The 20883-nt window shown below is 50.3% G+C and carries 21 protein-coding genes and 1 other annotated feature; of the genes, 3 read left to right on the forward strand and 18 right to left on the reverse strand.

Annotated elements, in window-relative coordinates:
* Nucleotides 1-229: 229 nt before the first annotated feature.
* Nucleotides 230-943 (forward strand): 2,3,4,5-tetrahydropyridine-2,6-dicarboxylate N-acetyltransferase, encoded by a 714-nt coding sequence (dapD, locus tag BLT35_RS02535; protein ID WP_062407693.1) that lies wholly within the window; start codon nt 230-232, stop codon nt 941-943.
* 95 nt (nt 944-1038) lie between these two features.
* Nucleotides 1039-2187: an N-acetyldiaminopimelate deacetylase gene (locus tag BLT35_RS02540; RefSeq protein WP_054818083.1), complete on the forward strand. Its 1149-nt coding sequence runs from the start codon at nt 1039-1041 to the stop codon at nt 2185-2187.
* Nucleotides 2188-2235: 48 nt separating this feature from the next.
* Here BLT35_RS02540 and BLT35_RS02545 read toward each other — a convergent pair whose 3' ends face one another.
* From BLT35_RS02545 to lspA, 8 genes are all read right to left on the reverse strand, one after another.
* On the reverse strand, nt 2236-3219 hold the full coding sequence (locus BLT35_RS02545; RefSeq protein ID WP_074726953.1) for a siderophore ABC transporter substrate-binding protein: 984 nt from the start codon (nt 3217-3219) through the stop codon (nt 2236-2238).
* 108 nt (nt 3220-3327) lie between these two features.
* Nucleotides 3328-4086 (reverse strand): iron ABC transporter ATP-binding protein, encoded by a 759-nt coding sequence (locus BLT35_RS02550; protein ID WP_062407692.1) that lies wholly within the window; start codon nt 4084-4086, stop codon nt 3328-3330.
* The gene (locus BLT35_RS02555; protein WP_074726954.1) at nt 4080-5030 is read right to left on the reverse strand and encodes an iron chelate uptake ABC transporter family permease subunit; all 951 of its coding nucleotides are present in this window, start codon (nt 5028-5030) and stop codon (nt 4080-4082) included. Before BLT35_RS02555 ends, BLT35_RS02550 begins: the two co-directional genes overlap by 7 nt.
* Entirely contained in the window at nt 5020-5973 is a 954-nt protein-coding gene (locus BLT35_RS02560; RefSeq protein ID WP_062407687.1) for an ABC transporter permease, read from the reverse strand. Before BLT35_RS02560 ends, BLT35_RS02555 begins: the two co-directional genes overlap by 11 nt.
* 274 nt (nt 5974-6247) lie before the next feature.
* The gene (locus BLT35_RS02565) at nt 6248-7813 is read right to left on the reverse strand and encodes an AraC family transcriptional regulator (protein ID WP_062407685.1); all 1566 of its coding nucleotides are present in this window, start codon (nt 7811-7813) and stop codon (nt 6248-6250) included.
* 143 nt (nt 7814-7956) lie between these two features.
* The gene (locus tag BLT35_RS02570) at nt 7957-9126 is read right to left on the reverse strand and encodes an aminotransferase A (RefSeq protein ID WP_062407683.1); all 1170 of its coding nucleotides are present in this window, start codon (nt 9124-9126) and stop codon (nt 7957-7959) included.
* A gap of 16 nt (nt 9127-9142) precedes the next feature.
* Nucleotides 9143-10093 (reverse strand): RluA family pseudouridine synthase, encoded by a 951-nt coding sequence (locus BLT35_RS02575; protein ID WP_062407681.1) that lies wholly within the window; start codon nt 10091-10093, stop codon nt 9143-9145.
* 3 nt (nt 10094-10096) lie between these two features.
* Entirely contained in the window at nt 10097-10618 is a 522-nt protein-coding gene (lspA, locus tag BLT35_RS02580) for a signal peptidase II (RefSeq protein ID WP_074726955.1), read from the reverse strand.
* A gap of 111 nt (nt 10619-10729) precedes the next feature.
* On the opposite strand from lspA, the gene BLT35_RS02585 reads away from it, so the two are divergent.
* Complete coding sequence (locus tag BLT35_RS02585) at nt 10730-11494, forward strand: TraR/DksA C4-type zinc finger protein (protein ID WP_062407677.1); 765 nt, start codon at nt 10730-10732, stop codon at nt 11492-11494.
* Nucleotides 11495-11549: 55 nt separating this feature from the next.
* Here the strand turns inward: BLT35_RS02585 and ileS are convergent, their stop codons facing one another.
* From ileS to sigE, 10 genes are all read right to left on the reverse strand, one after another.
* Nucleotides 11550-14318, reverse strand: coding sequence for an isoleucine--tRNA ligase (ileS, locus tag BLT35_RS02590; RefSeq protein WP_074727046.1), 2769 nt, complete (start codon nt 14316-14318; stop codon nt 11550-11552).
* Nucleotides 14319-14374: 56 nt separating this feature from the next.
* Nucleotides 14375-14644: a binding site (T-box leader), on the reverse strand.
* A gap of 120 nt (nt 14645-14764) precedes the next feature.
* A complete protein-coding gene (locus BLT35_RS02595) occupies nt 14765-15244 on the reverse strand; it encodes a DivIVA domain-containing protein (protein ID WP_054818078.1) in 480 nt (159 codons plus the stop codon).
* 100 nt (nt 15245-15344) lie between these two features.
* Nucleotides 15345-16124, reverse strand: coding sequence for a YlmH family RNA-binding protein (locus tag BLT35_RS02600; protein WP_062407674.1), 780 nt, complete (start codon nt 16122-16124; stop codon nt 15345-15347).
* Between the two features lie 45 nt (nt 16125-16169).
* Nucleotides 16170-16439: a YggT family protein gene (locus BLT35_RS02605; RefSeq protein ID WP_062407672.1), complete on the reverse strand. Its 270-nt coding sequence runs from the start codon at nt 16437-16439 to the stop codon at nt 16170-16172.
* A 20-nt stretch (nt 16440-16459) separates the two neighbouring features.
* Complete coding sequence (locus BLT35_RS02610) at nt 16460-16885, reverse strand: cell division protein SepF (RefSeq protein ID WP_062407670.1); 426 nt, start codon at nt 16883-16885, stop codon at nt 16460-16462.
* Nucleotides 16886-16915: 30 nt separating this feature from the next.
* A complete protein-coding gene (locus BLT35_RS02615) occupies nt 16916-17599 on the reverse strand; it encodes a YggS family pyridoxal phosphate-dependent enzyme (protein ID WP_171005934.1) in 684 nt (227 codons plus the stop codon).
* Nucleotides 17600-17682: 83 nt separating this feature from the next.
* Nucleotides 17683-18555: a peptidoglycan editing factor PgeF gene (gene pgeF / locus BLT35_RS02620; RefSeq protein ID WP_062407666.1), complete on the reverse strand. Its 873-nt coding sequence runs from the start codon at nt 18553-18555 to the stop codon at nt 17683-17685.
* 133 nt (nt 18556-18688) lie between these two features.
* Nucleotides 18689-18988, reverse strand: coding sequence for a YlmC/YmxH family sporulation protein (locus BLT35_RS02625; RefSeq protein ID WP_062407664.1), 300 nt, complete (start codon nt 18986-18988; stop codon nt 18689-18691).
* A gap of 146 nt (nt 18989-19134) precedes the next feature.
* Entirely contained in the window at nt 19135-19917 is a 783-nt protein-coding gene (sigG, locus tag BLT35_RS02630; protein ID WP_054818100.1) for an RNA polymerase sporulation sigma factor SigG, read from the reverse strand.
* 170 nt (nt 19918-20087) lie between these two features.
* Nucleotides 20088-20810 (reverse strand): RNA polymerase sporulation sigma factor SigE, encoded by a 723-nt coding sequence (gene sigE / locus BLT35_RS02635; RefSeq protein WP_062407662.1) that lies wholly within the window; start codon nt 20808-20810, stop codon nt 20088-20090.
* Nucleotides 20811-20883: the final 73 nt, after the last annotated feature.

Consider the following 20883-nt stretch of genomic DNA (forward strand, 5'->3'; position numbering starts at 1 on the left):
GAAAGAACGAAGCAAAGCGCTTACAAGGAAGAGGTTCCTTCGGGGTTCGCGTTCCAGGCATCTTAAATGACTGCCCACGCTAGCTTGACACTGACAAGCATTCCCTAAAGATTGCGGGAAGCGGTCATTTTATGCTATAAAAGATGTAGTTCACTATCAACCCGAACTTTGGTGACGGATATCGCCCATCGTTCACGGTACTATACATAGAGGAGTTGGAAATGTAGCTATGTCGATTGAAATGAATACAGAAGAAGTTATTAATCTTATTAAAACGAGCAAGAAAAAGACCCCGGTTAAAGTATACTTGAAAGGCGACCTCGAGTCGATTTCCTTTGGCGAAAACGTTCAAACGTTTATTACAGGCAAAACCGGCGTCATCTTCGGAGACTGGGCGGAGATTCAAAGCGTGCTTGATGCGAACTCCTCCAAAATCGAGGATTATGTGGTCGAGAACGACCGCCGCAACTCGGCTGTACCGCTGCTGGACTTGAAGGGCATCAATGCCCGCATCGAGCCGGGCGCCGTGATCCGCGATATGGTCGGCATCGGCGATAACGCCATCATCATGATGGGCGCGGTGATCAACATCGGAGCTTCCATCGGCGCAGGCACGATGATCGACATGGGCGCCGTCATCGGCGGCCGCGTGAAAATCGGCAGCATGTGCCACATCGGCGCAGGCGCCGTCCTTGCCGGCGTCATCGAGCCGCCTTCTGCGCAGCCGGTTGTCATCGAGGATGACGTGCTGGTCGGCGCCAATGCCGTTATTCTCGAAGGCGTACGCGTAGGCAAAGGCTCGGTTGTTGCCGCAGGCGCCGTCGTCGTAGAAGACGTTCCGGAATACAGCGTAGTTGCCGGTACGCCAGCCCGCGTCATCAAAAAGGTGGACGACAAAACGAAGTCCAAAACCGAAATTTTGAAGGATTTGCGCAATCTGTAAATCGGTCGAATTCAGGCTCGGCGTCGCGACGCCGGGTCTTTCTATTAGTATCAGCCTTTGTCAAGGTCCGCCAAAGTAAAGGAGGTTAACCCACCGTGAGCGTCACTGCCACTCCAAGCCGTTATGTGAAACTGCGCCGCGACCTGCATCAGATTCCCGAAACGGGCTTTCAAGAATTCAAGACGCAGCAGTACTTGCTTGACTATATCTCCACCCTTCCGCAGGAACATATTGAAATCCGCACGTGGAAGACAGGCGTCCTGGTCAATGTCCGGGGCACGCAGCCGCAAAAAAGGCTCGGCTACCGGGCAGATATGGACGGCCTGCCGATCCAGGAGGATACCGGCTACGATTTCCGTTCCAAGCACCCCGGCTACATGCACGCCTGCGGCCATGATCTGCACATGGCAATCGGACTCGGTATCCTGACGCATTTTGCAAGCCACCCCGTCCAAGACCATCTGACGTTTATCTTCCAGCCGGCTGAAGAGGGTCCCGGCGGCGCCAAACCGATGCTCGAAAGCGAGGAGCTGAAGGATTGGATGCCGGATGAAATTTTCGCTCTGCATATTGCACCCGAATATCCGGTGGGAACGATTGCCACAAAGCCCGGCATTCTGTTCGCCAACACCTCCGAGCTGTTCATCGATTTGACCGGCAAAGGAGGCCATGCGGCGTTTCCGCATAACGCCAACGACATGGTGATCGCCGCCTGCCAGTTGGTGGGCCAACTACAGACGGTCATCGCACGAAACGTGAATCCGTTGGATTCAGCGGTAATCACCATCGGCAAAATCGACGGCGGCACGAAGCAGAACATTATCGCCGAGAAGGCGCGTCTGGAAGGAACCATCCGTACGCTGTCGGCGGACACGATGACCCTGGTCAAGTCCCGCATCGAAGCCTTAGTCCATGGGTTGGAAACGGCATTTGCCTGTCAGGCTCATATCGACTACGGCTCCAATTACCTGCAGGTGTACAACGAGGAAAAGATCACCAGCGAGTTTATGCAGTGGGTACGCGAAACGCAGCAGTCTTATCACATCGACCTTATCGAGTGTAAAGAAGCCATGACCGGTGAAGATTTCGGTTATTTTCTGGAATCCATTCCCGGCTTCATGTTTTGGCTGGGCGTGGGCACGCCATACGGCCTGCATCATGCCAAGATCGAGCCTGATGAACGCTCGATCGATCTGGCTATCGGCCTCATGACTCGTTACCTGACCTGGAAATCGAATCGTTAAAATAAGGAAAAAAACCGAGAAGGGCCGCGCCCCTCTCGGTTTTTTTCTTTATTTTAAGCCAGCTTCCACTTCTTTAGCCATTTCCGCTACCGATATTAACCCGCCGCCGGAAAGATACCAATAGTTAGGATCCAGATAAACGATCGTTCCGTTTTGGTAAGCTTTGGTCTTTATCACCAGCTCATTTTCAATCACCTGCTTGGCCGGCGATTCGTTGCCGACAGCGGCATCCCGGTCAATCACAAACAGGTAGTCCGGATTTTTTTCAACGATAAATTCGAAGGAAATGCTTTGGCCGTGAGTGGAAACTTCAATATTTTTCTCCACAGGAGCAAACCCAAGCACATCATGAATAAGACCAAACCGGGAACCCGGTCCATAAGCGCTGACTTTCCCGCCGGTAACCAAAACAATTAAACCGTTTTTACCGCTTGCCGTTGCTTTTTCCTTGACATTATTGATCGTAGCGTCAATTTTGGCAAGCTCTTCCTCGACAGCGGAGGCTTTTTCGAAAATCGATCCCAGCAACGTCATATTTTGCTTGAAGGACTCCATATATTTGGCGTTATCCACGCCTACAAAAATCGTTGGACCAATCTTCGACAGTTCTTGATAAGCCTCGGATTGTCTGCCGGAAATGATAATTAAGTCCGGACCAATCTGATTGATTTTTTCAAAGTCAGGCTCTTTCAAACTGCCTACATTCACATATTTTGCATCCTGATATTTGGACAGATAAGGAGGAATGTTCGCTTGAGGTACGCCTGTCACTTGAACCCCCAGCTTGTCTAAAGTATCTAAAGCGCCAAAGTCAAAAACAACCACTTTCTGAGGATTTTTCTTGACCTTGGTTTCACCCAGCTGGTGCTTGATCGTCAATTCTTCATCAACCTTCGGTGCCGGGGCTCCATTGGAGCTGCCGTTAGAAAGGTTTGCAGCCGTATCGGTCGTTCCGCCGCCCGTCGTACCGCACGCGGTAAAAACAACGGCCAGCAGCACGGTCAAGAAAATCAAAGAAAGCTTTTTACTCATTCATGTCACTCTCCTAAACAAATGGTTTTATGAATTACATTGATGATGCTTCAACATGGGACTCATGATGAATACCACCAAAATAATGCCTGAAAAATACCGGATCGATTAAGCAAAATAAACACAAATTTTATTCTGGTTGATATCCTCTATGTGAATATCCATATCATAGACTTCTTTCAATACCGACGGATGGATGATGTCATCCGTATCTCCCACTTTAACGACCTTCCCGTCTTTAAGAGCGACGATGTAGTCGGAATAGCAGGAGGCAAAATTGATGTCATGGATGACCAGAACAATGGTTTTGCCCAGTTCGTCTACCATTCTTCTCAACACTTTCATAATTTGAACGGAATGCTTCATATCCAGATTGTTCAGCGGTTCATCCAAAAGGATATATTCTGTATTTTGGGCGATGACCATCGCAATAAACGCCCTTTGCCTTTGCCCGCCGCTTAATTGATCAAGATATTTATGCTGTATATCCTCCAGCTCCATATAACGGATCGCCTCATCGACATACTCCAGATCCTCCTTGGACAGCTTTCCTTGGGAATAGGGGAAGCGTCCGAATGAAACCAATTCTCTGATCGTCAAACGGATATTGATATGGTTGGATTGTTTCAAGATCGATATTTTCTTGGCGAGCTCGCCGCTTTTCCAGCGGCCGATTTCCTGACCGTCAATGAAAATTTCTCCGCGATCCTTCGGAATCAGACGGCTGATCATGGACAAGACCGTGCTTTTTCCCGCTCCGTTAGGTCCGATTAAAGAAGTGATCCTCCCTTTGGGGATGCTGATACAAACATCGTCGACCACCGATTTATTGCCGTATTGTTTAGATACTTCCCTTACTTCTACCACGACTTATTCTCCTTTAATAGAAGATAAATAAAGTAAACGCCGCCTATGAAATTGATAATCACGCTTAACGTCGTAGAGAAGGTGAATACCCTCTCGACAATCAATTGACCTCCTGCCAAGGCAATCATGCTAACGAGAATGGAGCCTGAAATCAGATAGGTATGCCTGTACGTTTGTATAAATTGATGGACGATATTTACAACCAGCAAGCCCAGGAATGTGATCGGGCCGACTAAAGCAGTCGAAATGGAGATCAGCACGGCTACGATGATCAGCAGTCTTTTGACAACCAGATCGTAGGGAATCCCCAAATTGACGGCATGCTCTTTGCCCAGCGACAGTACATCCAGGAACTTGGCATATTTCATAAAATAAACGGCTGTCGCCAAGACCACCAGGAACGAGATCAAAAGAAGATCCGTATTGATATTATTGAAGCTGGCAAACATCCGGTCCTGCACCACCATAAACTCATTGGGATCGATGAGCATTTCCATGAATGACGAAAGGTTCGAAAATAGCGTCCCGAATATAAACCCGACCAGCAGCAAAAAATAGATGTGCTGCCCTTCTTTTCTGAACAGAAATTTATACAAGACTCCCGCAAACAGGATCATCGCCCCGACCGAGATGAGGAATTGAACGTTGCTGTTCATCATCGTGAGCGTCGTGGCGCCGAACAAATAAACCACAGAAGTTTGAACCAACAGATATAACGAATCCAACCCGATCATAGAAGGCGTCAATATCCGGTTGTTGGTGATCGTTTGAAATACCACCGTAGAAAAAGCGATGGCAGCGCCGGTCAGCATAATCGCAAGAATCTTTTTGAGCCTTCGGGGAAGGACATAATCCCAATTGGATCCGGCATCGATGAATAAATACAGGATTACTAACAGGACCGCAGCCATTGCCAGAAAACCAAGCTTGCCTCTATAAGCCATGTGCCTTTCTCCTCATGAGTAAATAAAGAAAAATACCGCTTCCGATCACGCCGACCGTAAGGCCTATGGAAATTTCATACGGATAAATAATGACCCGGCCGAGGATGTCGCAAAATAATACAAACACAGCTCCCAATAAAGCGGTATGAGAAAGGTTTTTTTTCAGATGATCTCCCTGATAAATCGTCACGATGTTAGGGATAATGAGACCCAGGAACGGTAACATGCCGACCGTAAGCAGCACGACAGAGGATACGGCCGCTACAATGATCAAGCCTATGTATACCACCTGTTTATAATTCAGTCCCAAATTGACGGAAAATTCCTCACCCATCCCCGCAATCGTAAACCGGTTGGCGAACAAATAAGCGATGACCACCAACGGAACACTGATATACAACAGCTCATAGCGCCCCGTCATCATCATGGAAAAATCTCCGTGAAGCCATGTGGAAATACTTTGAATGAGATCATGCTTATAGGCAAAAAACGTAGTGATCGAGCCCAAAATATTTCCAAACATAAGGCCAACAAGAGGGATGAATATCGTATCCTTCATCTTCACTTTGTCTAAAATTTTCATGAACATCAGCGTTCCGAGCAGCGCAAAAACAAAAGCGACAAGCATCTTTTGCAAAGGAGTGGCTGAAGAAAAAATCAGCATGGACACCAGTATGCCTAATCGGGCCGCGTCCATCGTTCCGGCTGTCGTCGGGGATACGAATTTGTTTTGAGTCAGCTGCTGCATAATCAGACCAATGATGCTCATGCTGGCACCTGCGATAATAATACTTATTAACCGGGGCAGCCTGCTGTCCATCAGGATGTGGGCTTGGTCCTCGGATAAATGGAATATATCCAGGATCGAGATGTTCTTAACCCCGATAAATACGGATGTGACGGATAAGACGACGAGAGCGAGCAGTAAGTATCTTTTTTTCATAACGGTTCCTTACTCGATAAATTAGGATTACGCGCTTTAAAATCAATAAAGATAATCATTCTCAATTTGATCCCAAAAAAAATGATGCTGAGCGGTCACCGTCATCATGGAACGGCTGCCTATTGCAATTTTTCGCTGCCCTCCCTATAAAAAGCATCATAACAAGCACGTATGCAATCGATGATTAAAAGTGATAATGATTATCACTTTTTCTATTTTACATAAATTCTCCTCAACATGAATGGATATTTCTTCTTTGGAGTATGGATTTTCCTCATTTCCCCGAGGTTAGCAGCAGTTGATTAACGGTTTGATCAAGCAAGCTTTCGTGCATGGAAGGATTGTACAACAAGGGTTCAACATAACGTATAAAAAGACAGTGCTTCTTCTTCCCGTTCCGTTTAAGCCGCCGCCATTCTTCCTCCAGCTTTGCACAGTAATCGTCTGAAGCCGTGGACGGCACCAGAAACAGGACATTATTGCAATCCAGCGACGCCACCTCGCCAAGCGTCATGACTTCATGAAAGTTGACCTTATTGGCCTGGGCAGGCGGCGTAACCTGCAGCTCGTCGTAAAACAGATCTCTCATTTTTTTGTGCTGCATACCAAACACGCGAAACTGTTCCTCGAACGAACCGACCAATAAAAAGGGTTCGTCCCCCAACTGCCGGCGAATATGAAATTTTGCGTTTTCCACCTTCATATCAAAATAAGCCAGCCACCGCTCGGCAACGGTTGACAGACCCAGAATCCCGCTGATTTTCAGCAGCCGCTCCTTCCAGGACATCCCTTTCCAATGAAGCATGACGACCGGGGCGATTTTGCATAATCTCCGGTACAAATCTTCCGGTACGGGAGAGCAAAAAATAAGCTCAGGCCTGCAGCTTTCGATTTGGTGCAAATATTTCTCCGGGTGATCCGACCAGCCTCTTCTTAACGTAAGCTTCGGTGTAATACCAAGAACGGATAAATCGCCCTGAAATACCGGAGATAAATTGGCAATGCGTATTTTGGCGCACGCGGCATATTCCGTCGGCGACATCCCCATATGCTTTTTAAACACCCTGCTAAAGTATAATTCATCGGAATAACCGACGGAGTGCGCCACTTCCATGACCGATGACGGCGTATTCGCCAGCAGGCATAGCGAGGCATTCAATCGGATCGTGGTCATGAATTTGTGCGGGGTGAGCCCTGTATGCCTCCTGAAAGACTGATAAAATCGATTGGGGCTTACCCCCGACAGACGGGCGATCTCTTCAATATCCATCGGCGTATTATAGTGTTCAAGCATATAACGTTTGGTCTGTTCCACGTAATCGGTCAGAACGTCATCCACTGCCCCCGGCTTTTGAATATAAGTCATCAATGAGGAAACCATCGCGTATAAATGCGATTGCAGCTGGTAGAACAGCACCGGCTCATCGTCACCGCAGTCACTCATGAAATCTTGAATCCAATGGCGGATTTGCGGCATCCTAAAGCTGTATAAGTGAAATTCATCCGAAGGCCTGAAAGGTCGGGCCGATGGCGCCGGTATGGATAAGCGGCTCCAATCCCATTCAAACCGGATTATGATGACTTGGGAGGCCGCAGCTCCCCGATTCTCAATCGTACACTGGCAGTGCGGAGGAATGAAAAATAATTCCCCGCTCCACACTTTGCCCGACCGGCGTCTGCTCTCCGATTCCAGAGTCACCTTCAAGCTTTCCTGCATGACGAAGCCGAAAATTGATACATGATCGGCAGACAGCTCTATGCTTTGCAGACTGTCCAGTTTAAACTCCTCTGTCCCCATATAATGCAGAGAAGACTTACGAACAGGTTGTACAGGTCTCAAAGGCTTCACTCCTTGACAGTCAGAATGGCTTGATTCTTATGAAAATGATTATCATCTTCAATTATATCAAAAAATACCCCGCCACAACACTCTTTCAGTGTATCGCGGGGCTTCTTATCAACATTGTTAAATGATGTTCATTTTTAACTGCCTTGCTGCTTAACGAACTTTTCCAGCCGTTCCATCCCCTGCTCCAATACTTCCATGCTGTATGCATAGGAAATACGGACATATCCTTCGCCATAAATGGAAAAGGCATCGCCGGGTACAACAGCCACTCGCTGCTCTTCCAGCAGCTTCATTGTGAAGTCCATGGATGACAACCCGAACCGCTCGATGGAAGGAAATAAATAAAAAGCTCCCTCCGGTCTGTCCAGCTCAAACCCCATGCCAATCAGCCGGTCATACACATAATCGCGCCGCTTCCGGTATTCTTCTTTCATCGGCTGCGCATCGTCCATTCCCGAGGTCAACGCCTCTACCGCGGCATACTGGCTGATCGAACTGGCGCAGGTGACATTATATTGATGCACTTTGACCATGTGCTGCGACAAATAAGCGGGCGCCAGCGTGAAGCCGATCCGCCAGCCGGTCATCGAATGCGATTTGGACAATCCGTTGATCACGATCGTTTTGTCCCGCATGCCCGGCAAAGCGGCAATCGACCGATGAGGCGCGTCGTAAATCAGCTCGCTGTAGATTTCATCGGATATGACGAAAATATCCCGCTGCGCAAGCAGCCGCGCCATCTCCGACAGCTCCGTTTCCGACAGGACGCGACCTGTAGGATTGGACGGATAGCACAAGATGATGCATCTCGTCTTCCCGGTGATATGCGGCTCCAGCAGCTCCGCCGTCAGCTTGAAGCCGTTGGCCCGTGTATCCACGTATACGGGAACGCCCCCGCACAGGCGAACCAATGGCTCATATCCCGGATAAATCGGTCCGGGCAGAATCACCTCGCTGCCTTCGTCCAGAATCGTACGCAGCGTAATATCGAGCGCTTGACTTGCGCCCGTAGTTATAATGACTTCATTCGCCGCACCGTACGTTAACCCGTACTTTTTCTCGATAAAAGCGCTGGCTGCCTGTCTCAGCTCCAGAATACCCGGATTAGGGGTATAAGTGGTCCGGTGGTCTGCAATAGCTTGCTCGGCAGACCGCAAAATATGCTCCGGCGTCGGAAAATCGGGCTGGCCGATCGTGAGTGTGATCGCATCCTTATAGGTCGCCACCAGATTGGATATTTTGCGGATGCCGGATATTTGAATGTCCTTGACTCTCGGATTAACTAGACGCTCTAAATGCTCCATGTCCGTTTCTCTTCCTCTACCTTGTTTTTAATACTTCGAGTACGTTCACCATATCCTCCGGCATCGGAGCTTCAAACTGCAGTGATTCTCCCGTCCGCGGATGCTCGAAACCAAGCACAGCGGCATGAAGCGCCTGGCCTTCCATATGGACTCCCCTGCTTTTCGACGGGCCGTAAACCGGATCGCCCACCAGCGGGTGGCCGATAAATTTCATATGTACCCGAATCTGGTGTGTCCTCCCCGTTTCCAGCTTCAGCTCGAGCAGGGTGTAATCCTTGAAACGTTCGATGACGGCAAAATGAGTGACCGCATGCTTGCTGTTCCGTTCCGTAACCGTGTACAACTTGCGATCCTTCGGATCGCGGCCGATCGGAGCATCCACCGTACCATTATCATGGGGCACGTTCCCATGAACAAGCGCCAAGTATTTGCGGTTCACCGTATGAGCCTTCAGCTGCTCGGCAAGACTATTGTGGGCCAGATCATTCTTGGCCGCCATCAACAGCCCCGACGTATCTTTATCGATGCGATGAACGATCCCCGGACGCATGATGCCGTTAATACCAGACAAATCCTTGCAGTGGTAGAGCAGCGCATTCACCAGCGTCCCTCCCGGATGTCCCGGTGCCGGGTGCACAACCATCCCGCGCGGCTTATTGACCACAATCACATCGGAATCTTCGTAGACGACCTCAATCGGGATGGCCTCCGGCGCCAACTCCAGCTCCTCAGGCTCCGGCATCATCAGCACAACGGTATCTCCATCCGACAATTTATAATTGGGCTTCACGGTCTTTCCATTGACGGTGACATGTCCGTCTTTGACCCACTGCTGCACCTGTGTACGGGATACTTCTTCCTCCAATACTTCCGTCAGGAACTTATCAATTCTTTCTCCCGCTTCTTCAGGCTCGGCAATCCATTCAAACCGGTTGTCCGAGGATTCACGTTCTTCCCCTATGCTCATGATTTACGCATCTCCGCCTTCCGTATTGCTTTGTGCATTTTGTTTGCTTTCCTGACGCCAGCTGATGAACGAATCTACGAAAATCAGTACAACGCCGATGACAATGGCCATATCGGCCACATTAAAAATCGGATAAGTATAATCTACAGGAGTACCGAACCAGTTAAATTGAAACCGGAACATCAAAAAGTCAACCACTTCACCGAATAACGCCCGATCGATAAAATTGCCAAGTGCGCCGCCAAGCAGCAGGCTCAAAGCAAACGGGAGCAGCTTTTTGCCTTCCTTTACCGTTTTTTGCAGGTACCAGATCACTCCTACGGCAACACCGATCGTGATCACAATAAAAAACCAGCGCTGATCCTGCAAAATGCCAAAGGCGGCGCCGCGGTTCCGATGTGACGTGATCTGAAAAAACTCGCCGATGACTGAACGAACTTCTCCCAGCGCCATTTGGCTGACAATGATCCATTTGGTTGCCTGATCCAGCAGCAGCACGATCAATGCGTAGATGTAATATTTCAACGTACCAGCTCCTTTATCCGTTTCCGTGCTAACAACGATTCCCTTGCCTAAGAACAGCCGGAACCGTGAAAAATAACGTTACTTGCGATTGTGTAAAAAGGAGGCTACTCAATGACGAGCGGACCCGTACCATCCCATTCGCTTACAGCGCAGCAGCTTCAGGAATTGACGAACACGCTGCGTGAAGAGAAGCATTGGCTCGAAGAGCATTTGCAAGACGGCGAACATTTCGGTTTGGGCGACGAGATGCGTGTCCAAACCGGTGATCTGTCCACCAATGACAACCATCCCGCCGATTTGGGCACCGAGATGTTCGAACGCGGCAAAGACATTGCGCTGCTCGAGAACGCCGAGCGTCATCTGTCCGACATCAAAGAGGCGCTTCAACGTATTCAGGACGGCACTTACGGGGTATGCCGAACATGCGGCGCGCCGATTCCGTTCGAACGTCTGCAGGCGGTCCCGACAGCAGCTTACTGCGTCGATCACGTACCGGATCCGCACGCGTCCGACCGTCGTCCGGCAGAGGAGGAGCTGCTGGCTCCGCCTTTCGGACGCACCAGCCTTGACGAGCTTTCCAAACAGAATTCATTCGACGGCGAGGACGCCTGGCAAATTTTAGAAAGCTGGGGCTCATCTAACTCTCCGGCCATGGCCGAAAACCCGAATGAAGCGGACAGCTATAACGAAATGGAAATCGAGGCCGATGAAGCCGTCGGCTATGTGGAACCGTTCGAAAGCTTTTTGGCCACCGACATGTACGGTCAGCATGTCACTGTTGTCCGCAATAAAGCTTATAAAGATTATATGCGAAGCGGTGAAGGCTATGGGCTGCTTGAGCCGGATCGAACCCTGGAGGACGAGGATAAGTCCTAGAAATAACGAGCTTATCCTTGGGTTTGATTCCCTCGGATCAGCTCGTTGATCTGTTTTACGCTTCTACACCCGACTCCAAAACTTCGGCACAACGTTTGCAAAGCGAAGGATGCGTATCATGATGGCCTACTTCCGGCGTGACGATCCAGCAGCGTTCGCACTTCTCGCCTTCCGCTACGGAAATGCTCACCGACATGCCTTTATAGGCATGAGCGTCCTCCGGAATCGCAGCGCCGGCCTCATGTACATGTACGGCCGATACGATAAACAGCAGATCCAGCCGGTCGAAGCCGCTCAAAAACTGCTGCGTCTCCTGATCCGGGTACAAATGAACCGCCGCGCTGAGCGAATTTCCAATCAGCTTAGCCTTACGGGCCTCCTCAAGCGACTTCAGCACGTCGTCGCGCAGTTCCGTGAACTTCTCCCACTTCTCTTCCAGCTGGCCGTCAAACAAGCTTCTGTCCACCTGCGGAAGCTCTGCGATTTGTACGCTGGGCAGCTCTATTCCGGGGATATAGTTCCAAACCTCATCGGCCGTATGCGGCAAAATCGGTGCGATCAATTTAGTTATTGCCGTGAGGGCATCATATAATACGGTTTGTGCCGCTCTTCTTTGCGGATCCTTCGGCGCGCTCGCATACAGACGATCCTTCAGAATATCGAGATAGAAAGCGCTCATCTCCACCGCGCAGAAATGGTGCACAGCCTGATAGACCACATGGAATTCATAGTTGTCGTATGCTTCGATGACACGTTCTGCCATCCGGTGCAATCGCACCAGCGCATAACGGTCCAGCTCGTTCATTTGATCCACGCTTACCCGGTCTGTCGCCGGGTTGAAATCATATAGATTCCCGAGCAAGAACCGGAGCGTATTACGGATTTTGCGGTATCCTTCGGAAATTTGGTTCAGGATGTTATCCGAGATGCGCACGTCCGACTGGTAATCCGTAGACGATACCCACAAACGCAAAATGTCGGCGCCCAGCTTATTCGATACCTGGTTCGGATCTACCGTGTTGCCCAGCGATTTGGACATTTTGCGGCCTTCTCCATCCAGCGTAAAGCCATGGCTCAAAATTCCTTTGTATGGTGCAGAGCCCTTGACCGCCACCGAGGTAATCAACGAAGAGTTGAACCAGCCGCGGTATTGGTCCGAGCCTTCCAGGTACAGATCCGCAGGCCACTGCAGCTCTTCGCGCGTTTCCAGTACAGCGGAATGGCTTGAACCGGAATCGAACCAGACATCCATAATGTCGGTTTCCTTGCGGAAATGATCGTGCCCGCATTTCGGACATACGGTCCCGTCCGGAAGCAGCTGTTTCTCATCCTTCAAGAACCAGGCATTGGAGCCTTCCCGTTCAAAAATCAATGCCACATGCTCAATCGTCGCTTCGCTGACCAGGGGCTCGCTGCAGCTCCGGCAGTAGAAAATCGGGATCGGAACGCCCCAGGCGCGCTGCCGTGAAATACACCAGTCTCCACGGTCGGCAATCATGTTATGCAGGCGGGTTTCCCCCCACTCCGGCGTCCATTTGAGTCTTTTGATTTCATCCAGCATGGCCTGGCGGAATCCGTCGACAGACGCAAACCACTGTTCCGTAGCACGGAAAATCACCGGTTTTTTCGTCCGCCAATCGTGCGGATATTGGTGCTGGATCGTGGTCATATGAAGCAGATGCCCGGATTCCTGCAGCCTCTCCGTGATGATCTTATTTCCTTTTTCATAAAACAGCCCTTCAAAGCCCGGGGCCTCCGAAGTAAAATGCCCCTGATCATCTACAGGACAAAGCACGCCGAGGTTGTATTTTTGCCCGATCACAAAGTCGTCCTCGCCGTGGCCCGGCGCCGTGTGCACACATCCGGTACCGGCATCTAGCGTTACGTGCTCGCCAACCATCACAAGTGAAGTACGGTCATAAAACGGATGCTTGCAGAGTACATATTCCAGCTCGCTTCCCTTTAGGGTGGACAATACCTTAACATCGGTCCAGCCGATTTCCTTGGAGACAGCTTCCAGAAGTCCTTGGGCCAGCACATATTTTTTGCCGCCGGTTTCCACCAGAGCATAATCGAAATCCGGGTGAAGGCTGATCCCCAGGTTAGCGGGAAGTGTCCATGGCGTTGTGGTCCAGATGACGATGGACGCATCCTCCGGAAGCTTGCCCTTACCGTCCTTCACTTCAAAAGCAACATAGATCGAAGTGGACGTTTTGTCTTTGTACTCGATTTCAGCTTCCGCCAGGGCGCTTTCGGACGACGGAGACCAATAGACCGGCTTCAACCCTTTATAGATATAGCCTTTATTCACCATTCCGCCGAAAACGCGGATTTGCTGCGCCTCATACTTCGGCTGAAGCGTGATGTAAGGGTTGTTCCAATCCCCGCGGATCGAAAGACGCTTGAACTGGGCCTTTTGCTTTTCAACCCATTCCAAGGCATACGCTTTACAGTAGTCCCGGAATTCGGGCACGCTCATCTTCTTCCGGTCAACCTTGCCGCTGTTGGCAATCGCCTGCTCGATCGGCAACCCATGCGTATCCCAGCCGGGCACGTAAGGAGCGTCATAGCCCTGCATCGTTTTGAAGCGGACGATAATATCCTTGATGATCTTGTTTAACGCATGACCTATATGAATATCGCCGTTCGCATACGGCGGGCCGTCGTGCAGTATAAACTTCGGTTTGCCTTTACGGCTCTCCTGAACCATACGATAAATGTCCATTTCTTCCCAGCGCTGCTGCATCTTCGGTTCGGCCTGCGGCAGATTTCCGCGCATCGGAAAATCGGTCTGCAGCAGGTTCAATGTTTTGCCATAATCCATTGCCATTGCACCATTCACTCCTTACTTGATATAAACGCAAAAAAGACTTCTTATCCCTTAGGGACGAGAAGTCTCGCGGTACCACCCAAATTAAGACACAAACGAATACAGGGCGATCGCTTGACCATTCAAGCCAACCTGCCCTTTCACCGAAGCGTCTTCGCTCCATGATCGATAACGGGATCAGCCGATGCTCTTTACTTCTAATCGGTTCAAGAGATGCTCATGGGTGATATTCCTTCGCCGCCAAAGTCCGGGCTCGCACCAACCCCCGGTTCGCTGACATCAGCTTGACGCCAAGTACTCGTCCCAATCATCGCTTTCACTCATGTTCACTTATAGAGTGGAGTATAGCGGAAATCAGCGGCGGCGTCAACATCCGAGTGCAGCTCCGGTCAAAAACAGGCATGAACCCGGGTGCAGCCGTATATGTCACTGGTTTTGCTTTATGGCTGCTCTACTTCCATGCGTTCCAGAGAAGTCCAGTCTTCTTTGCTGAGCAGTTCCAGCTGCGCCTCAATCAGCGTGCGGAAACGCGTGCGATAAATCGAAGCCTGTTTCTTCAGCTCTTCGGTTTCCATGGCGATTTTGCGTGTCTTCGAGAGGGCTTCGTTGATGATGCGGTCTGCATTCTTCTCCGCTTCCTTAAGGATCAGCTGCGCTTCCTTCTTCGCATTCGTCTTGACTTCATCGGCCGCTTCCTGCGCGACGATGATGGTCTTGCTTAACGTTTCTTCAATGTTGGCAAAATGATCCAGCCGTTCTTGAATCGCGTTCAGCTGATTCTGCAATTCTTTATTTTCACGGATTAACACTTCATAATCCTTGATCACCTGATCCAAAAACTCATTGACTTCATCCTCATCATAACCGCGAAATGACCGTTTGAATTCCTTATTATGTATGTCGAGCGGGGTTAAAGCCATTGTTGCACCTCCTGCAAATTTAGCAACCAACCTAATCACGTATTGCTATATTCGACAATTGACTGCAATTTCCTGCAATCGCAAACAAAAAAAAATCGGCTTAAGCATACTTGCCGATTTTCACGCGGTACCTCCCCTTTTTGGTCACACCCTCGACCTCAAGCAGCTTGAAGCGTCCGAAGCCCTGAAGAGATACGACATCCCCTTGTTTTAGCGGCTTACTCGGATCTTCCACCTGCTTCCAGTTAACCTTGCACCGCCCCGCTTTAATCGGGATCAGCACTTTGGCGCGACTCAACCGGTATACATCACTGACAATACCGTCCAGGCGCAGTGAAGCGACAGACAGGCTCATCTCGTCCAGCTTGACCTCTGTGCTGATAAGACGGTCCAAAGGCAGCAGCTCGGTTTGCACATGCACACGATGGACAGCGTTCAGGTTCAGCCGGATATAATCGGCGACCTCGGCGGCGGCGAGAAAATGGCAGCCGTCCGGTCGGACATAGATGTCGCCCACCTTATCGCGCTTGATGCCAAGCCCTAAGATCGCTCCCATATAGTCCCCGTGATCGAGCTGCTGCAGCTTCTCGTCGGGCGAAGTCACTCCGATCAGGCGAATGCCCATGTCTTCGTCGTCCAATACGCGGTAATCCGGAGCGATGAATGCCCGTTTGCGCTCGGCGCCGGGATGGCCTCCGTCAAAGCGCACGTGAACATCTGCACTCCGGTTCACCAGCGACGTAACGATAAATGCCTGGCGCGGGTCCAAAAAATCGGTAAGTTTGACAGCGTGCTGCTCCGCCCGCTCCACCCATTCGGCCGCTTTGTCCACAAACCGGTGTTCATCCGGATGGAAGTGGGCATAAATATGTTCATTCATTCGTCAAAATCTCCTTCGACTCCATGCACCGTTCCGCCCGATGACTTAAAAAATAGCGGACACGATCGCGACAATCCCTTCGCCAACGAACCGGAGTGCAATCAGCGCCACGATCGGAGAAATATCGATCATCCCGCCAATGGGCGGAATAAAGCGGCGGAAGATGCTCAAATACGGCTCGCACAGCTTTCCCAGAAATTCTCCGATAAAGCTTTCCCGCGCATTCGGCAGCCAGGAGAGCAGAACATAGGCGATGAGTACGTATTGGTAGATATCGACCAGAGTGCGTATGTAACCCTCAATCAAGCTGTTCACCTCGTTTTGTTTAGTGGGGGCTATCCTTCGTCATGATTCATGGTTTCCGAGATCGAACCGTGAATTTCTACGGTATCCGGAGTACACAAAAAGATGTTGGGGCCAATTTTCGATATCGAGCCGCTCAGTGCGTACACGGTTCCGCTCAAAAAATCGACGATCCGGGTCGCCTGGTCCGGACGAACGCGATGCAAATTGACCACCACCGGACGCCGGTAGCGCAAATGATCGGCAATTTCCTGCGTCTCTTCATAGGTGCGCGGCTCGTTCAGCACGACCCGGACATTTTTTTGCGAGTGAATGCTCACAACGTTCCCCTTATGTTTACGTGTATCCTGCGCCGGGGTTTCAACTTCTTCATGCTGTTCTACGATACGTTCGCGCTCCACTACTTCTTCTTCTTCCTGCAAACCGATTAAATTCATGAATTTGTTCATGACGCCCATGTCCACTCCTCCTTCGTGTTTCTTACAGTCTCACTCTTTTCCCACCAGAATAGAACCGAGACGCACCCAAGTCGCCCCTTCTTCAACCGCGACTTCAAAGTCGTTGGACATCCCCATCGATAGGTGACCGACTTCGTAATCGAGCAATGCTTCCCGATTCAGTCGATCGCGCCACTCTCTTAACCCCCGGAATACGGGACGGGTTTGCTCCGGCTCCGTCTCATAAGGCGCCATTGTCATTAAACCTGCAATTCGGATATGGCGATATTCGCGAATTTCTTTGACGAAGTCGAACAGCGCTTCCGGCTCCAGACCGTATTTGGTTTCTTCCCCGGAGACGTTAAGCTGGATGAAGCACGGCATCTCCATTCCCAGGGAAGCCGCTTTTTTTTCTATTTCTTTGGCAAGCGACAGCCTGTCCAATGAATGAATGTAAGCGAACCGGCCGACAACATCCTTGACTTTATTCGTTTGCAGATGGCCTATGAAATGCCAGGTCCCCCGATCGCCGAAAGCTTCCCATTTGGCCGCGGCATCCTGCCAGCGGTTTTCTCCGATATCGGTCAGCCCTTGCTGCAGAACCTGCCCCGTTGCAGCCAGCGACACGTACTTGGTGACGGCGATGATCCTCACCTCTTGCGGATCTCTTCCCGCCCGCGTGCACGCCGCAGCAATCTTTCCTTTTACCTCGTTTAAGCGAGCTTGCAATTCCAATGTCATTGTAAAGATTCACCTACCTCCCGGCTTGCGTCAAGCGTGAGTTCAAAAGCCCCGAATGGGAAGATCCTCAAACCGGCTTATTCCCGCAAACCGATCCATGCGGCCATGCGGCCCGTTGACCCGCCATTCTTGCGGTGCGAGTAAAACAGATCGAGCCGACAGCTTGTGCATAAACCACTTATTTCGATATTTGATGGCAAAATTCCTGCTTTTATCATAATTTGTCGGTTTATTTGTTGCAAGTTTAAATTATATTTTCCGTTCGGTTTTCGGGTATACAGCGGAGGGACTTCCCCTATGGCTTCATCTTTGTACCTCAGCCCCGGCTCTCCGATCACTTTGTCCATCCGCACAATGACTGCATCGTCCACTTCATAGCAGCACATGCCAATGGAAGGCCCGATGGCCGCCTTCAGCTCGCGGGGCTTTGTGCCATATGCGGCGCTCATCGCCTCAGTAACGGCCTTGGCAATCTCCAGCGCCGTCCCTTTCCAGCCCGCATGAGCCAATCCTACAGCCTTATGTACCGGATCATAAAAGTACAGCGGCACACAATCGGCAAAAAGTGCATGCAGGTAAACTCCCGGCTCGTTGGTGATAAAGCCGTCTTTGTCCTGCAGCGCTCCTTCTCTGGAATCATGGCCCGCTCCACGCTGCCGCCTCGTTACCACTTGGACCTCTTTGCCGTGCACCTGCTCTGCGTAGGTACAGGACTCAAAAGGCACGGCAAGCGCTCCGGCCAGCCGTCTGCGGTTCTCCACCACATCCTCCGGAGCATCCGCCACATGGAGCCCGCAATTCAAGCTGTCATAATCCCCCCGGCTGACTCCGCCGATCCGTGTCGTAAATCCGGCGGTCAGCCTGGGATTTAAGCGCATGAAACCGGTAAGCAGCAGCAGTCCGCAGCCATTATCGGCCTTGTCAAGTACGAAAGGCTCCGACGTTTGCATCAACATCCATCCCCCTGCTGTCAGAATATTAACAAGTATACACGAAACGGAAAAAAAGAGCATCCTGTTCTGCTGTCAGCCGGGACAGGAATCCTTCAAACCAGTTTCCTAAGCCTTCAAGATCCGGTTCCGTTTAATCGCGGTGCTGCCGATAATATTCATAAGCAAAATTCGTCTCGTCATGCCGGCGGTAGCTTGGAATATCCTCCAGCTTGACCAGTACGACATCCATTCCGATCTTCACAATGTTTTCCCACGGTATGATCACATCCCCGCCGCCGCTAAGCAGGCCGAAAAAACGCGTTCCGTTCGGCACCACGACGGCATCAATCCGGCCATGCCACAAATCGAGCTCCAGGTCGCTGATCTGCCCCAGCTTTTTGCCGTCTACAATATTGATGACATCCTTCATTTGAAGGTCGGATATTTTCATGCTGTTATCCACCACCGTGAAGACTTGGTTATTTGAACCAGCCTTTTTTACTATATATATGAGAAACCTCTGCAAAATACCTTACCGGCACAAAAAAAGACCGTTCCCTTCATCGGGGCAGGTCGGATTTTCGATCGAAAGTCATTTTAGTTTTTAACGTGCTTTTGCATTTGCGAGATCGCCGACTTCTCCAGCCGCGATACTTGCGCCTGAGAAATGCCGATCTCGTCGGCCACCTCCATCTGGGTCTTCCCGTCGAAAAAACGCATGGACAATATCATCTTCTCACGGTCATTGAGCTTGTGCAGCGCCTCCCGAAGCGCGATGCCTTCGATCCAGGAAACGTCTTTATTGCGGTCATCGCTGATTTGGTCCATGACATAGATCGGATCGCCGCCGTCATGGTAGATCGGTTCGAACAACGATACCGGATCCTGAATAGCATCAAGCGCGAATACCACATCCTCCTTCGGTACGTTCAGCACCTCGGAAATTTCATATATCGTCGGTTCGCGCGAATTTTGATTCGTAAGCTGATCCCTTACCTGCAGCGCTTTATAAGCGATGTCACGCAAGGACCGGGAAACTCGAATCGGGTTGTTGTCCCGTAAATAACGGCGAATTTCACCGATAATCATCGGTACCGCATACGTTGAAAACTTCACATTTTGGCTCAAATCAAAATTATCAATCGCCTTCATCAGTCCAATACATCCTACTTGAAACAGATCGTCGACAAATTCCCCGCGGTTATTGAAGCGCTGAATCACACTCAGCACCAGCCTGAGGTTGCCGTTGACTAATTTCTCTCTTGCAGATCGTTCATGATTCGTTTGCAGCTGAACGAAAAGTTCACGCATTTCCGCATTGGTCAAAACCGGAAGCTTAGCCGTATCGACGCCGCATATTTCGACTTTGTTTCGGGTCACCGCGATTACCTCCCAAGGAGAAACATTACTGTTAATTATCTCCTGGGGACGCATTTTTATGCGCAAGCCTACGACCTCCCGACGCGCCTGCGGGGAACACAAATCGACCAAAGTCATACCCCGCAAGGAAGATTTCGCTTTCACGGAAAACGAAAAAAAATTTTACCAGTTTACACCATTTTGTTGAATTCTTTGCGCAGCCGCTTAATAATACGTTTTTCCAAACGGGAAATATAGGACTGTGAAATGCCCAGCATATCCGCTACATCCTTTTGTGTCTTTTCCTGGCCGTCCTGCAAACCAAAACGCAGCTCCATGATGATCCGCTCCCGTTCCGACAGCTTATCGAGCGCTTTATGCAGCAGCTTACGGTCTACCTGCTCCTCGATATTGCGGTAGATCGTATCGTTCTCGGTTCCAAGCACATCGGACAGCAGCAGTTCATTGCCATCCCAATCGATATTCAAAGGCTCGTCGAACGACACCTCCGTACGGATCTTGCTGTTGCGGCGCAGGTACATTAAAATTTCATTCTCGATACAGCGGGATGCATAGGTGGCCAATTTAATCTTTTTTTCCGGGTCGAACGTATTTACGGCCTTAATCAAACCAATCGCACCGATCGATACGAGGTCTTCAATGTTAATCCCGGTATTCTCAAATTTGCGTGCGATGTAAACCACGAGCCGGAGATTTCGTTCAATCAGCATCCCTCGTATGGCCGCATCACCGGACGGAAGCTTCTCCAGCAAATATTCTTCCTCTTCGCGGGTAAGCGGGGGCGGAAGCGCTTCGCTTCCTCCGATGTAGTATATTTCTTCTCCCTTTAACCCCAGCAGCAGCAAAAGACGGAAATACGCGATCTGCATCATCAGCTTCCACTTGACTAACATATTAAACCTTCCTCCTACCCTGAATGTCTTCTCAGGTTGGCCGTCCCGCTCATCTGTGCATTCGTCTGGTGTT

The organism is Paenibacillus naphthalenovorans (assembly GCF_900099895.1).
GTDB lineage: Bacteria > Bacillota > Bacilli > Paenibacillales > NBRC-103111 > Paenibacillus_G > Paenibacillus_G naphthalenovorans.